We start from the raw sequence: 13,201 nt of genomic DNA on the forward strand, positions 1-13,201 counted from the left end.
GCCAACTGGTCGACGCTGACCCGCTGGCGCGGTCTGGAAGGATCGTTTTCATCGCCGTCCGTCAAATCGGCCATCCGGCTTGCGGTGCGCGCCCTGAACCAGCCGCGCAACCGCAAGAGTGCCAGTGCCATTACGGGCGATATTCTGGGCAAGCTGCTGGCAACCTGTTCCGGCGAGGATCTCACCGCTTTGCGCGACCGGGCCATCCTGATGGTGGCCTTTGCCTCTGGCGGGCGTCGGCGGAGCGAAATAGCCGGCTTGCGCGTAGAACAGCTTGTCAAACAGGCCCCAGTGACCGATGAGGACGGCTCCCCCTTCCCCTCACTCGGCATTCATCTCGGGCGCACCAAAACCAGTGGTGCCGATCACGATGAAACCGTCTATCTGACCGGCCGTCCCGTCGAAGCCCTTACCCGCTGGCTCGATGCGGCCAGGATCGACAAGGGCAGCGTGTTTCGGAAAGTCGATCGCTGGGGCAATGTTGCGGCACGTGCGCTCGAACCAAGCGCCGTCAACCGGATCGTCAAACAGCGCGCGCAAATGGCAGGGCTTGAACCGAGGGAGTTTTCAGCGCACGGCCTGCGCTCCGGCTATCTCACCGAAGCCGCCAATCGTGGCATTCCGCTGCCTGAAGCCATGGAACAATCGCGTCATCGCTCCGTGCAGCAGGCGTCCGACTACTACAACAATGCCAAGCGGCGCAGCGGCCGGGCGTCGCGGTTACTTTGAATCCACGTACTGCTGTCTTTGAAGCGAGCTAAACTGAGGTTATGGCTCTTTTTTGAAAGTGTGGATCCTGATTTCCCCACCAAGGATATTCTCGCCAAACGAGGAAATGATTTGACGATCCTTAAGCCAGGTCACCAGTTGTCGGTTTACATCGTTGTTGCCGATTTTCGGCGATCTCCCGAAGGTGGCGATATCTTGGAACGGTGCCGGCAATCTCCGAAGCACATCGCGGACTTCTGAAACCGTTAACGCACGGTGCAGCTTATTGAGAAGCGATATCTGAATTTTAACAGCGTTAGCGTTCAGGGTCACCGCTTTGATGAAATCAGCGCTATACCTACGGCTATCAATTGGATACTTGTTGAGGATGGCACCGACTTCGGCCGCCACGGAAGCGTTACCTACGATGTAAGTCTGATCTATGTCTTCGATCAGTTTCAATTTCTGGACATCGGTAATGCCACTCCGCAACAACTTGGCACGGAATTCATCGTCAACTGGATATTCATTCTTTTTAGCTTCAAAGGCTGTGAAATTGGCTGCGACCAACAGGAGCTTAAGTTCAAAGCTAGGCATGTTGCTAAATATTTCAGGTGTGACGCTGATTTTGTGCTCCTGAATTAGTATCACGATCTTATCGGCATCGACTTCAGGGATGTAATTAAAGCGCTTAGGGAGTAGTCGAACATAGGAATGGTAAATTTGCGGATTTAGAGCACCATTACCACCAATAAACTTTCTTAGACCGCTCGATGCTTCGTCGCCAGGGATTGGCTGCTCTGAGAGAGCCAAGGCAACTTCGTGATCCTGAAGATAGTTAGTAAGAAGATCTGGATCGTACGCCTCACTGTTCATGAATCCAACGCAATTGTCCCAGGAGGACGCAATCTGCTTTCCCTCCAACACGATTTTGTGGAAAACCGATGGAAGTTCGTCGAAGCTTGAAAAAGTTACAGACTGCTTCTTCAAAAATTCAGCACGCAGTTCAAACTCAACATCGTCACGATTTAATACTTCTACTATAGCCGTCAATTCCTCTTCTGTATTCTCCTTGAGTGTGAGGAGCACATCACTCACATAAACTCGAAAATCTGCTTTGATGCGCTTGAGCAACGACTGATCATTTATTTCCTTCAGAGTCGAAAAATTTCGCTTTTCGAGATTCTCGAGATCGTGCCAACCGATGACCAGTCCAACGATGTTTCTGATGTTTTCTTTAGAAATGCTATAGAGGCCGTCCTGTGCGATAAAGGATAGCACTCCTGGAAAATCCTTAAGACTGCCAACGTCACCAATCTCCATTGCCAAGGTGCGCAAGTGGTCAATATCGAAACGAACTTCCTCAACCAAAACCTGGCGTATGTTGTCGGCCAGGAACGTCCTTAGCGCCCCGGTGACGGACGAATTCTTCAACATTTGGTCAGGCGCATAAGCGAGTATTCGAGCTGCATGTGATGCGCCGTCCGTCTCGCTCAATGCTACGGCCGTAAAGCTTGGCCAATTTGACATCAACGTCCGTATAAGGCACTCGACCTGTGTGCCTTTTGCGTAGTAGCTCCGGAAGAATTCCCGACACTCACGAAAGTGAGTAGCGATAAAACTAATGGCATCGGAAAGGCGCTTCGAGTTCCCTGCAGCGTCCATCAGCAGGTGATCGAAGATGTGTCGATTGAGTACGAAATGATGACCGAAATCCTGGTCCCTCATCGAGGCGATCACCTCAGACGTATTGTCGATCTGGTAGTCAGGTTGAGGATTGGTGTAGCCACGAATTTGAACAAGGAAATTGTTGTCGTTTGGAGATAGCCGCCCTGCATGAAAAAGCGAAATGTATTGGTAGTATGTGTCGTCGAGATACCCTTCGAGAATCAAATATTTAAGGAGATCGCGGTTTTCACCTACCTCAGCGAAAACCTTATCTATTAGTTCCGCACTCTCACGGACGACCTCATTGAACCTACGAGTGCGCAGCGACGCGAGTTGTGCTTTTAGCTCTCGCAAACGCTTCTCCGAACTTTGCTTAAACGTCGAAGATTTACGATCGATATCTGTTTTGCGCTGAGCGAAGGACCTGACGGGATCTAACGACTCTTCCAAATCAGGAAAGTTTATCTGGTTCCGAGATCCTGTTACCGCGAATTTTTGGGTGATGATTGTCTCAAGTGCATCGCTATCAGGAAGATCGCTCAACTTAATGCTGCCACTTGCAGTATGAAGATTATGCTGACCTTGTGGTATACGCCGAATAATCTCCATAGCGTAAACTTTGCGTAGTTCGGATTGGTCCCTTAGTACCTGGGCCTCTCCAATCTTAAGATCAGTCTCGATACTGGAAATCTCAGAGCGGATTTCGCCCTCAATCTTCGAAACGTATTCCTCATAACGAGCCAAAACCCGCGATAGCACTCCTTCCTGTCGGTGAAGAGCGGCAAAATCTTTTGGGATCACATTTTTGTAGATCAAGACGGCAAGCAGCTTGTTCGGATTAAGCAGTCCCTCGCCGTCCGCTTTTAGATTGACCGAGTATACCACATACTCATTGAATATATTTCGGATGAGCCGCAGATCGCTCAGATATCTTGAGACTTCTCGTATAAATTGCTTGTTCAGCCTCGTATGGAGGTCAACGCGCTGCCCTTGCTCAAGAACTTTGTCGACGGAGTTTGAATGGTTGATGATCGGTACGACTGGTACAATGAATTCGAAGAACTTGGTTCGATCGGTATTGGCAAAAATGTCGTCTCTTAGGGCATAGAGAAACCTCACGCGGCGTTTGATCGCTTCGTTGGCATTGATTAGCCCGTTTATCTCCCGAAGAGTGACAAATATGTCCGGATTCTCGAAGCGATCGAGATCTTCAATTATGACAATGTCATAGTCCGTGGATTGGAAGAAATACAAAATCTCATCTAGATGCCTATTGAGTATCGACTCCTCGCTAGCTGCGGTGGGAGCGATCTGGACATCTTTCAACGAGAGGCTTTTTAGTGAGAGACCAAAACTGGTTGTATAGACTGCATGGATGAACCTCCACGCGAATACCGCGGCTAGAAAAATTGAGAGGTAATTGAGCCAGCTGGAGAAATCCAAAGGTTTGAAAAAGGACCCGGACAAAATGTCCGCTTGCTTGCTAAACAGATACCAGACACACGCTAGGCCAACTGTAATGAACAGCGAATTAGCGACGGCAACCCACTTGGGAACCTGTATACGTTTGAAACGGGAGAACGGTAGCTTATCTGTCTCCAAAACATAAAGGATCTGCTGAAGTATACTGCGCTCGATCTCTTGTTTGTTTTCGGCAATTTCCTTCTTATTTAGGGTTTTAGCTGGCGATTCAAGTTCAGCTGAAAATGAAGCCAAAGAGAGCTGCAACGCTCGCAGACTTGGATGTTTAATCAGAAACGACTTTATGACGCTGCTTTTTCCTGAGCCATAAGGACCGGTCAAAGCTATATTGAGCACATCATGTCTGTTGATAGCGTACTCCAACGCCTCAAAATAAATATTGGCATTGTCGGCCTCTGCAGTAGGCGCAAGATCAACAAATCGCGATGTAGACGCCGGCTGCGTCGTGACGGCGAGTTTACGCCACCAGACTTGGACAAATTTCCTTAAGCTCATTTTCCGCCCCCGCTAAATGATAACGCAACAGAGTTACCTCTCGCGCCTGCCGGGAGCAAGTGACAGTCAGCGGTCGTTCACAAAGAGAAGCATTTTGACAAGCCTACATTCTTGACTATTCGTCAATTTTAAGCCCCCCCAAAGTCAGCCGCCGAATTCTCAGCCTCGATCTGGCAAAGCACAGCCGCAGGGGAGGGCCGTCACGAGCGGCAGAGCCGGTCCACATTGATAGCGACTCCCAACCAAGCCAACGTCTCTTTACAACTGTAAAGTTCCTGGTATCACATCCGGCCCGCAATGATCTTTACAACTGTAAAGATCGCCTGTTTCGGCGTTAACCTCTCATTAACTAAAAAAACATTGTCGAATCGTCAGATATCGGTATCTTTGACGGTAATGAACACTTTTCGCGTTCATAACCGTCATGAGGAAATAATGCTTCAGCCAACCAATGTCACCGTCAGCGACACCGCATCAAAGATCGAAGGTTACACTTCGAAGCTTTCTGTGGAGCTGCGGGATATGCGGGAGGCCTTTTACCCACCACAAGCGCGTAAGTCGTTTACTCGCACCTTTTCCACGCTTGACCTAGTACGTTTATTGAACGTCCCTGAAAGCACATTGCGACAGCTTACCATAGAAGGGAAGGGGCCGCAGCCCGAGCGGGCGGAGAACAATCGCCGCACCTACACAATCGAGCAAGTCAAAGATCTGAGATCGTTTCTCGCCGACTTACGTCCAGAAGAAGCTCAGGATCTGCTTCCTTACCGTCGGCCTGGGGAACGACTACAAGTTTTAGCAACCTCCAACTTCAAAGGCGGTAGTTCTAAAACAACGACTTCGGTCCATTTAGCGCATTTCCTTGGCCTGCAAGGTTATCGAGTTCTTTGCATAGATCTCGACCCTCAAGCATCGATGACTTCGATGTTCGGCATTCAGCCTGAGTTCGATCTTGAAGAGAATGAGACTGCTTATGCAGCGCTGCGCTATGATGATGAGCGACGCCCTCTTGCTGAGGTTATTCGTGCAACATATTTTCCCGGCGTCGACCTAGTCCCTGGCAATCTCGAATTGATGGACTTCGAGTTTGATACTCCTTCCTACCTGACATCGCGAAACAGAGATGAACTCGGACTGTTTTTCGAGAGACTTGGAAAAGCGATCGCTTCGGTGGAGAACCAATACGATCTGGTAATCCTAGATACTCCACCTTCTCTTGGCTATACCACCCTGGCCGCCCTCTACGCCGCGACTTCATTGATCGTGACAGTGCATCCTGCGATGCTTGATGTCGCGTCCTGCAATCAATTTCTCATTATGATATCTGATTTGGCCGATGTTTTGGCCCAATTTGGCGCTCGATTCGACCACGATCACTTTAAGTTTTTACTCACTCGCGTAAATCCAAATGACGGGCCCCAAAAATATATGTCCGGTGTCATGCGCCGCCTTTTTGGTGATGATGTTTTAGTTGCTGAGGCACTGGAATCAACTGCGATAGCAGGGGCCGCAGTTGCCAAGAAAACACTCTACGAGTTGGAGCCGGGAGAGGTAGGCCGTGAAGCGTTAAAAAGAGCGATTGAAAGCGCAGATCGGGTTAACTTTGAAATCCTTGCTCTGATCCAGAAGGTATGGGAGCGATCCAAATGAAGAAAAGCATCCTGAAACGAATGGCCGATGCTGACAGCAGAACCGAATTTGTGGGCACTCCTGACGCCGCTGAACAAAATCCAATTGCAAGGCGCCACTCTTCTCCTGTCATCTCCAACGTCGGTCGAGCCCTCACGCATCTTACGGAAGATAGCATTGTTACACTTGATCCCAGCAAGATCGAGCGTTCCCCGTTCAAAGATCGGTTTGAAAACGATGCTGAAGCCGATAGCGAACTGGAGTTACTAAAAGCTTCAATCGCAGCAGAAGGGCAAAAGATACCGGTATTAGTACGACCGCATCCGTCCAAGCCCGGCCATTATCAACTGGCTTATGGATATCGGAGACTGGCCGCAATCAAGTCACTTATGGGGGAAACCGATCAGAATGAGCCATTAAAGATCAAAGCTTTCATTCGAGAGCTCACTGATCGACAGTTGATCGAGGAACAATCGCTCGAAAATGGCGTGCGTGAGGGCCTCACGTGGATTGAACAAGCAATGTGGGCTTTACAGTTAAAAAACGTAGGCTTCTCGCATCGCGCTATCTGTCCCGTGCTGGGTTTGAGTGAGTCTGCGATCTCGCATCTATTCAAGGTCAGCTCTGTTATTCCTGAAGATGTAATATATGCCATAGGTCGGGCTAAATCAGTTGGACGGCCTAAGTGGACTGCTCTCGCTGAAAACCTCAAAGAGCCTACCCAACTCGAAACCATTCGAGAGTTGATTGAGAGCGATGACTTTATCGCTTCGGATAGCGCGACACGTTTTGCATTAGTTTCCGCAGCGGCAAAACCGCTAAACGTTTCGGCAAGTGAAGCAGAAGCTGAAGAAACGAGGGAGTTTTCTCTGGGAAATCGGCTCTTTGGGCGGATTAGGTCCACCACGTCTGGTGTCATAATGACGATTCCAAAACAGGAAGGTCATTTTGCTCAGTGGCTAACCAACCGTATGCCAGACTTGATTAAACAATTCGACGAGCGTTCCAAGACTTAAACGGCAACGGAACGTATATGATCAACGGTCAATAAGGAGAGACCACAAAAAGAAAAAGGCCCCCAAAACGTCGCCGTCGTGGAAGCCGATTTCATGGTTTGTAGCAGGATCAAGAATCGCATTTCCTCGAATCAGTGTCAAGAGTCCTTGGCGCCATTTTGGTGAGCGGATTTCTTTTGCCTTTTGAAAGGTGAGAGGGAATGCAAATTCTGAAGACTGACACGTCCGCGTTTCGTGGGCGAATAAAGATGTTTGTCCAAAATTCTGACCGGCAGGAACAGCCGAAGCTGGGGAGGGGCGTAAACAGATGGGCGCTCTACAAACAGCTTTGCGTCGCTAAGGCAGAATTCGGTCTGAACGATCGTTGCCTTGCTGTGCTGAGTTCGCTTCTGTCATTTCTACCAGATGATGAATTGGATGAGAAAAGCGGCCTTGTCGTTTTCCCATCCAATCGACAGCTTTCGCTGCGCGCTCATGGCATGCCGGAGTCCACACTGCGCCGACATTTGGCGTCCCTGATTGAAGCCGGGATCATTGCACGCAAAGATAGCCCGACCCGCAAGCGCTACGCCCATAAGGACAGGGAAGGCGGCGTCGCGCTTGCTTTCGGCTTTTCCTTTGCACCCTTGCTCGAGCGCGCGTCTGAAATTGCTGCTATCGCGGATAAGATCCTCGCAGATCAGAAAGCACTGAAGCGTCTTCGCGACGAAGTATCCGTCATGCGCAGAGACATTGCGTCGGCTTTTGCGGATAAGGCCGAAGAAGCAGGTGAACATGGTGAACGTATCGAAGCATTGTTCGTTCGCTTCCGGGCCATTGTCGATGCTATTCCTCGTCGTGCATCTCTCGATGAACTGTCCGCGATCAGGGCCAATTTTGAAGCCATTCGTGGTGAATTGGCTATCACTTTGAAAACAATAGAGATTGTTCCGGAAATGAGCGGCAGCGTCGCTCAATATGAGCGGCAGCATAATGAATCCCTGCCAGAATCCCTTTTTGAATCTCAAAATAGCAAAAAGATTGATTTGAACGCACCTTCTGCGGAAACACCAGTTTCTGTGAAGCCGGAAGAAGGAACTTCTGGCGAGTTAACGCCTTCCATTTCACTCGACCTGGTGCTTCGATCCTGTCCAGATATTCGGGAGTATGGTGCGAACGGAATTGGCACATGGCGAGAGCTTCTCGACGCCTCGCGTATCGTTTCGGGCTTTCTCGGCATCAGTCAATCAGCCTATCAGGAAGCGATCCATTTCATGGGTCCCGAAACCGCTTCGACGGCCATTGCCTGGATTCTGCAGAAACTATCGGCCATCAATTCGCCTGGCGGATATCTACGATCTCTGACACAGAACGCGAGGGGAGGGACCTTCTCAATCCGTCAGCTCCTGTTTTCGGGAATGAAGGCAAGTGGGTGTTCCGTCTTGATGTGACATTTTTTTACCCCGGCTCTTAAGGCACAGCCATGACTTGGAAACGACTATCGCGAATAAGCCAAATTCTGGGCTCGAGCTTGGTCGTGGGATTGCTTTGTTGGCTGGTCTGGGCTGGTGCACAGGGTCTCGTTGGCGTCAAACAAAAGGTAGGATCGTCAATCGACGAGGGCCGGACGTTTATATGAGCGATAACCCCATCATATTTTGGACTCTCAGCGGATTTTTCGCGCTCGGCGTCATTCTTATGGCTGGTCTGGCCTTGATTTGCTTATCGCACTGGTTTTCCCTTTTCCGACGTTGAAACCGTTAGGTAAGTGGCCTTTCATAGGGGTAACCGGTATCGGCGACGGCAACCAAAGAAGATGGGTGTCTCGGGTCCGGTTCCCAGCAATGCGCGCGTGGAATACCGCTGATTAAGGGAGATACGAAGACCATCGCCGTCAGATTGCAGCGATGGACCTAGAGAAAAATCGGCGGGATGCCGATTCAGATCGGTCGAACGTTTTCTGCCTTGGCTTTGCCGGTCTTACGATCCTGGCCGATTTCGTAGGTGACTTTCTGGCCCTCTCCGAGCGAGCCGCCCGCTTGGGCTAAGCCGGTGACATGCACAAAAACATCACTGCCACCACTTTCTGGCGTGATGAAACCGAAACCTTTGTCAGAATTGAAAAATTTTACCGTGCCCATTGCCATATGGATCCTCTTAAATGGAGCGAGTTTTGCTTTGCCGATGGAGACTATTGAATGTGCAGGGGACGCGCAACCTCGTCGTATTGCGGCGACCCCATCGATTGATCATTGAACCAAGCAGCCGCTGGCCATATGACCAGTATGAGTTCTTGTGAGGAGGCGCAGACTTGAGTGTTATATTCCTGAACGGGTCAGGCAGTTTGATTTGTGACGGCGTTGATGCTGGTCAGATTGAATTTAGTATTGCGGAGCCTTCGGACAGTCCGGATACGACCAAGCGTGGAAAACTCTGGGGGAATAAGCAGGCTATTACTGCCGCGATGGATGCCCAGAAAGTGGAACTGAAACCTTCCGATGCTCATGATCTCTTATCTTTGGATGTCGAGGATACTGATCGGCAGGGCACCATGTCATTCAGTGTCCTGTAGCAGGAGGCTAAGCGAAGTGGCCTTTTTGGATCAGTCGAAAATTTCATTCGACGACTCGTCGTGCGAAAGAATGGCGCGTGCTGATGTGTTTGATGCGGGGAGGCTGTACACGAGCATCGTGACCCCGATAAAAGCTATCAACATAACAACAACGGCAACCAGTAGCCGAATGCGCTGTCGGCGTTTGGAAGATGATTGGCCAGTCCAATCGATCATAGACGGAGGGTAGTTGTCGTTCATAAGTCAATACTGCGCATAAAAATGTAAACAAGGCTCTGATTGAAAGCTGTGCTTACAAAATTTAACTGCGCGGTAGCGGCTGAAAACGCATGCACCCTCTCTACATAGCCATGAGCGACCGTCTTTCGAAGAGGGCTGACGCTTTTCGATGGCTTCAGCTGACTTTCAAGCGCTGCGAATTAAAATCAGCTTCGCGATCTCCCGAGGAGGGAGGCTCGGATCAAATCTCTTTTGTTTTCTGCAGCTGCAACAGGGGCGGCGACAATGGCAGGCGTTGGCGTTTGGCTCTTTTGCTCTCGGAAGATTTGCAGGCACTTTTGAGCATTCAGCTTGTCTGAATCTGACACTGGCTCAATGGGCCCGCCGTCAATGTCATGACGCATCGCATCTGGCTGGCTACACGCCAGATAATAGCGCTTCGCGTGAACATAAGCGCCGATAGCGCGACGAAGTGCAGTTACACTTACGCCTAGACTGAGGAAAGGTGAAACCTGCTGGAAAAAGCCGATTGCGACCGGGCGAATGGGATCGCCAACGGCAGCAGGTAGAATGCCCAACGGCTGCACAAGCAAATTCGTGATGGCCGTCGCTCTGCGAAGATCCTTATCCGTAGCGGTTACAGGCTTCGAGGCGATTTTCGAGTTTCCGTTCATGCTTTCCTATTCCCCCGCACTCTGGTGGTCCGCTGTCCTATTGAGAGAATGTGAACAGAGTTTGACACCGCATATTCTTATCCGCGTGTGAAACTGTCGACAGCATGATCGCAATAAACCAACATTTTCTGCAGCCTGTGGCACCCGCCGTGGTAGCCACGAGCAGCCTTGGGCTGTTGATACCGTTCAAAATACTATAATCGGCCAGTGAAAGAAATTTGTTGGGTCTGCGGTGGGTAACCGAAGTTAGGAGAGGCACGCCGTCGATGTTCAGATTGTTAACGGGATCGCTCATAATTCCAATGTTCTGTGCACAGGAATTGTCGGCATATGCAGCCGATATTCTGGTTAAGAATGATTTGTCTGCCTGTGTCGCTTTGAATGTCGGGGAAGTTCGAACATGGCCCTGAACATTAAAGATGGGGAGGCGGCAACCACCCCATCTTTAATGTTCAGGGCGTTAATCACACCACGTCACGACTGATGCAGTGCACCGTCAAGAGTTTGAATTCGGCATGCCGGATAACGGTCAAACGCAATCTGGGTCAATTCATGATGCAGCTCAACAATGGTTGCATTTGAAGTGTTGGATCCGGGCTCGTGCAGGTAGCATCCGAGCGTATGCATTGGCGGGAGGATCGATCGGCGATCCATTTCACATTCAGTGTTTCTATTTCTATACAATTCCACACACTTCCGACATGGCTGTGTTTTCGATCCGGGATAGACGGCCTTGAATTCCGAAATAGACGACGGTATCTTCCAAATCGGACGAAACGCTAAGAGTTGACGAATGAACGTACGGGATTTGAACGACGAACTCTATCCACGCGGTGCAATATCGCGCGTGACGACAGCTATGACGGATACGCCGGTCGTGCTCGTCAATGGTCCGCGGCAATGCGGGAAGACCACTCTGGTCAGATCTATGTTCCGCAACGAACGTCCTTATTTCACTCTGGATGATGACACAACACTAGCGTCAGCAAAAGCGGATCCGATTGGGTTCATTCGTCAGATCGATACCGGCATCCTCGATGAAGTGCAGCGGGCACCCGAACTGCTACGCGCCATAAAAAGCGCGGTTGATGATGACCGGCGACCGGGACGATTTCTTCTTACCGGGTCGGCCAATATTCTGGCACTTCCAACGGTCTCGGACAGCCTTGCGGGAAGGATGGAGGTTGTCACGCTGTTGCCCCTCGGGCAAACCGAGATACATAGAGCTGAAACCAATTTTCTCGACAGGATATTTACGGGTGAGATCAAAGTGCCCAAGAGCGCTAACATTGGCAAAGACCTGATCGATCGCGTACTCACAGGCGGATACCCAGAAATGATTGCCCGTGCCGATTCTCGCCGGCGGTCCATGTGGGCAAGGGAGTATATTCGCGCTATTGTTGAGCGTGACGTTCGCGAGATTGCTGATGTCGAGCGGTTAGATCAAATGCCTCAACTTCTTCGAGCTCTCGCATACCATTCAGGGCAGTTGTTAAATTTTGCGCAGCTCGCAGGCCAAGTGGGTCTCGATGACAAGACCGCCCGTCGTTATATCGGCCTCTTCGAAAATCTGTTCCTGGTTCGCCGGATCGAGCCTTGGTTTCGCAATCCGCTCAAACGTCTGGTAAAAACACCAAAAATCTTCATCCTCGACAGTGGGCTCCTGGCCGCACTGACGGGCCTAAACTTCGACCGCATTGCGAAAGATCGCGCCTTGTTTGGAGCGCTGCTGGAGACCTTCGTTGCCAATGAAATTTTCAGACTTGCCACTTGGAGCGATGTTCAGCCAGCCATTCACCATTATCGAGATAAGGATCAGGATGAGGTCGATCTCATTCTCGAAGATGAGACTGGCAGTTTGATAGGGCTTGAAGTCAAGGCATCCGCTACCGTCACAGCTGCAGATTTCAAAGGGCTGCGGAAAGTCTCGGCAGCCGTGGGAACCGCCTTCAAATCAGGATATGTTCTCTACGATGGCGATAAAATCCTGCCATTCGGTGAAAAAATGGCAGCGATTCCTCTCTCATGTCTCTGGAGTGACTAACCTTTGTGGTATAAATTTCCCGTTTTGTGAAAATTACAGATATCCAACTTGAACCGGAACCACCTGGCACCAAGGGCTCTCAATCGGAAGCGGCGCCGAGTGAAACGGAAGAGCGTCAGCTGCTTCGTCATCGTGCGCGGAAGGTGAATCGTCGAAAACAGAATAGTGAAGCTGGGTTTGTTGTTGAGGCCATCTCGCTCAAATCCTTGAACGCACCCTGTCCGGTGGCGAGTTTGGCAATGCCCTGTTCCAGTTTGGCGATGTAACGGCGTAGCTGGTCATTGCCCCATTGCTCGCGCGTGTGCCTTATGATTTCACGTAAATCGGCATCTGCCTCTTCCGTAAGGATGTAAGCAGTCAAGCGCGGCCCTCGGTCAACTCTTGATCGAGAATATCGCCGATGCCTTTGGTGGATACCTTGCCCGCAAGTCCTTCGTTGATCCGGGCTTGCAACAGGGGTGCCAGTTCATGCCATGCCTGATCGGTATTGTCAGCGCCGGGAAACAAGCGTTCCAGTGCGTATTGCTTGATCGTCTTGCCCTGCAAGGCAGCCAACGCTTTCAGGCTCTGATGCTGCTGGTCAGTTATGTCGATTGTCAGTCGGCTCATGTGATTAAGCTCCATTGATTACCACATATGAAGGTCTTTTGCTATGCCCCCCCGACCGCCTTTTTGGCCGACATCTCTGATGGAAGGACGGCCCGTCGGACGTATT

General features: G+C 50.4%; 11 protein-coding genes. 6 read left to right on the top strand and 5 right to left on the bottom strand.

Features of this window, described 5'->3' with window-relative positions; all coding sequences use genetic code 11:
• Positions 1-729 (top strand): site-specific integrase (locus FIB18_RS23110; RefSeq protein WP_140023145.1); only part of this gene is annotated, 729 nt, incomplete at its 5' end.
• A gap of 39 nt (positions 730-768) precedes the next feature.
• On the opposite strand, the gene FIB18_RS23115 is transcribed toward FIB18_RS23110, so the two are convergent.
• Positions 769-4,353, bottom strand: a complete 3,585-nt coding sequence (locus FIB18_RS23115) for a YobI family P-loop NTPase (protein WP_140023147.1) — start codon at positions 4,351-4,353, stop codon at positions 769-771.
• A gap of 435 nt (positions 4,354-4,788) precedes the next feature.
• On the opposite strand from FIB18_RS23115, the gene repA reads away from it, so the two are divergent.
• The 3 genes from repA (at position 4,789) to repC (ending at position 8,428) form a co-directional block, all read left to right on the top strand.
• Positions 4,789-6,003 (top strand): plasmid partitioning protein RepA, encoded by a 1,215-nt coding sequence (gene repA, locus FIB18_RS23120; protein ID WP_140023149.1) that lies wholly within the window; start codon positions 4,789-4,791, stop codon positions 6,001-6,003.
• On the top strand, positions 6,000-6,998 hold the full coding sequence (gene repB, locus FIB18_RS23125; protein ID WP_140023151.1) for a plasmid partitioning protein RepB: 999 nt from the start codon (positions 6,000-6,002) through the stop codon (positions 6,996-6,998). The genes repA and repB overlap by 4 nt, the downstream gene beginning before the upstream one ends.
• Before the next feature lie 200 nt (positions 6,999-7,198).
• Positions 7,199-8,428 (top strand): plasmid replication protein RepC, encoded by a 1,230-nt coding sequence (repC, locus tag FIB18_RS23130; RefSeq protein ID WP_140023153.1) that lies wholly within the window; start codon positions 7,199-7,201, stop codon positions 8,426-8,428.
• Between the two features lie 489 nt (positions 8,429-8,917).
• Here repC and FIB18_RS23135 read toward each other — a convergent pair whose 3' ends face one another.
• On the bottom strand, positions 8,918-9,124 hold the full coding sequence (locus FIB18_RS23135; protein WP_140023155.1) for a cold-shock protein: 207 nt from the start codon (positions 9,122-9,124) through the stop codon (positions 8,918-8,920).
• Positions 9,125-9,288: 164 nt separating this feature from the next.
• Between FIB18_RS23135 and FIB18_RS23140 the strand changes: the two genes are divergently transcribed.
• A complete protein-coding gene (locus tag FIB18_RS23140) occupies positions 9,289-9,549 on the top strand; it encodes a hypothetical protein (protein ID WP_140023157.1) in 261 nt (86 codons plus the stop codon).
• Between the two features lie 425 nt (positions 9,550-9,974).
• On the opposite strand, the gene FIB18_RS23145 is transcribed toward FIB18_RS23140, so the two are convergent.
• Positions 9,975-10,442, bottom strand: a complete 468-nt coding sequence (locus FIB18_RS23145; protein WP_140023159.1) for a ProQ/FINO family protein — start codon at positions 10,440-10,442, stop codon at positions 9,975-9,977.
• 793 nt (positions 10,443-11,235) lie between these two features.
• Between FIB18_RS23145 and FIB18_RS23150 the strand changes: the two genes are divergently transcribed.
• Positions 11,236-12,486: an ATP-binding protein gene (locus tag FIB18_RS23150; RefSeq protein ID WP_140023161.1), complete on the top strand. Its 1,251-nt coding sequence runs from the start codon at positions 11,236-11,238 to the stop codon at positions 12,484-12,486.
• 127 nt (positions 12,487-12,613) lie between these two features.
• Here FIB18_RS23150 and FIB18_RS23155 read toward each other — a convergent pair whose 3' ends face one another.
• Both FIB18_RS23155 and FIB18_RS23160 read right to left on the bottom strand, forming a co-directional pair.
• Positions 12,614-12,847, bottom strand: coding sequence for a type II toxin-antitoxin system RelE/ParE family toxin (locus FIB18_RS23155; RefSeq protein WP_140023164.1), 234 nt, complete (start codon positions 12,845-12,847; stop codon positions 12,614-12,616).
• Positions 12,844-13,095, bottom strand: a complete 252-nt coding sequence (locus tag FIB18_RS23160) for an antitoxin (RefSeq protein WP_140023166.1) — start codon at positions 13,093-13,095, stop codon at positions 12,844-12,846. Before FIB18_RS23160 ends, FIB18_RS23155 begins: the two co-directional genes overlap by 4 nt.
• Positions 13,096-13,201: the final 106 nt, after the last annotated feature.

The organism is Brucella pecoris (assembly GCF_006376675.1).
GTDB classification, from domain to species: Bacteria; Pseudomonadota; Alphaproteobacteria; order Rhizobiales; family Rhizobiaceae; genus Brucella; species Brucella pecoris.

What these genes read in the sequence shown, in the direction of transcription:
- FIB18_RS23145 (WP_140023159.1), bottom strand. Translation starts at nt 10,442, where the DNA reads ATGAACGGAAACTCGAAAATCGCCTCGAAGCCTGTAACCGCTACGGAT.
- repB (WP_140023151.1), top strand. Translation starts at nt 6,000, where the DNA reads ATGAAGAAAAGCATCCTGAAACGAATGGCCGATGCTGACAGCAGAACC.
- repC (WP_140023153.1), top strand. Translation starts at nt 7,199, where the DNA reads ATGCAAATTCTGAAGACTGACACGTCCGCGTTTCGTGGGCGAATAAAG.
- FIB18_RS23160 (WP_140023166.1), bottom strand. Translation starts at nt 13,095, where the DNA reads ATGAGCCGACTGACAATCGACATAACTGACCAGCAGCATCAGAGCCTG.
- FIB18_RS23150 (WP_140023161.1), top strand. Translation starts at nt 11,236, where the DNA reads ATGAACGTACGGGATTTGAACGACGAACTCTATCCACGCGGTGCAATA.
- repA (WP_140023149.1), top strand. Translation starts at nt 4,789, where the DNA reads ATGCTTCAGCCAACCAATGTCACCGTCAGCGACACCGCATCAAAGATC.
- FIB18_RS23135 (WP_140023155.1), bottom strand. Translation starts at nt 9,124, where the DNA reads ATGGCAATGGGCACGGTAAAATTTTTCAATTCTGACAAAGGTTTCGGT.
- FIB18_RS23115 (WP_140023147.1), bottom strand. Translation starts at nt 4,353, where the DNA reads ATGAGCTTAAGGAAATTTGTCCAAGTCTGGTGGCGTAAACTCGCCGTC.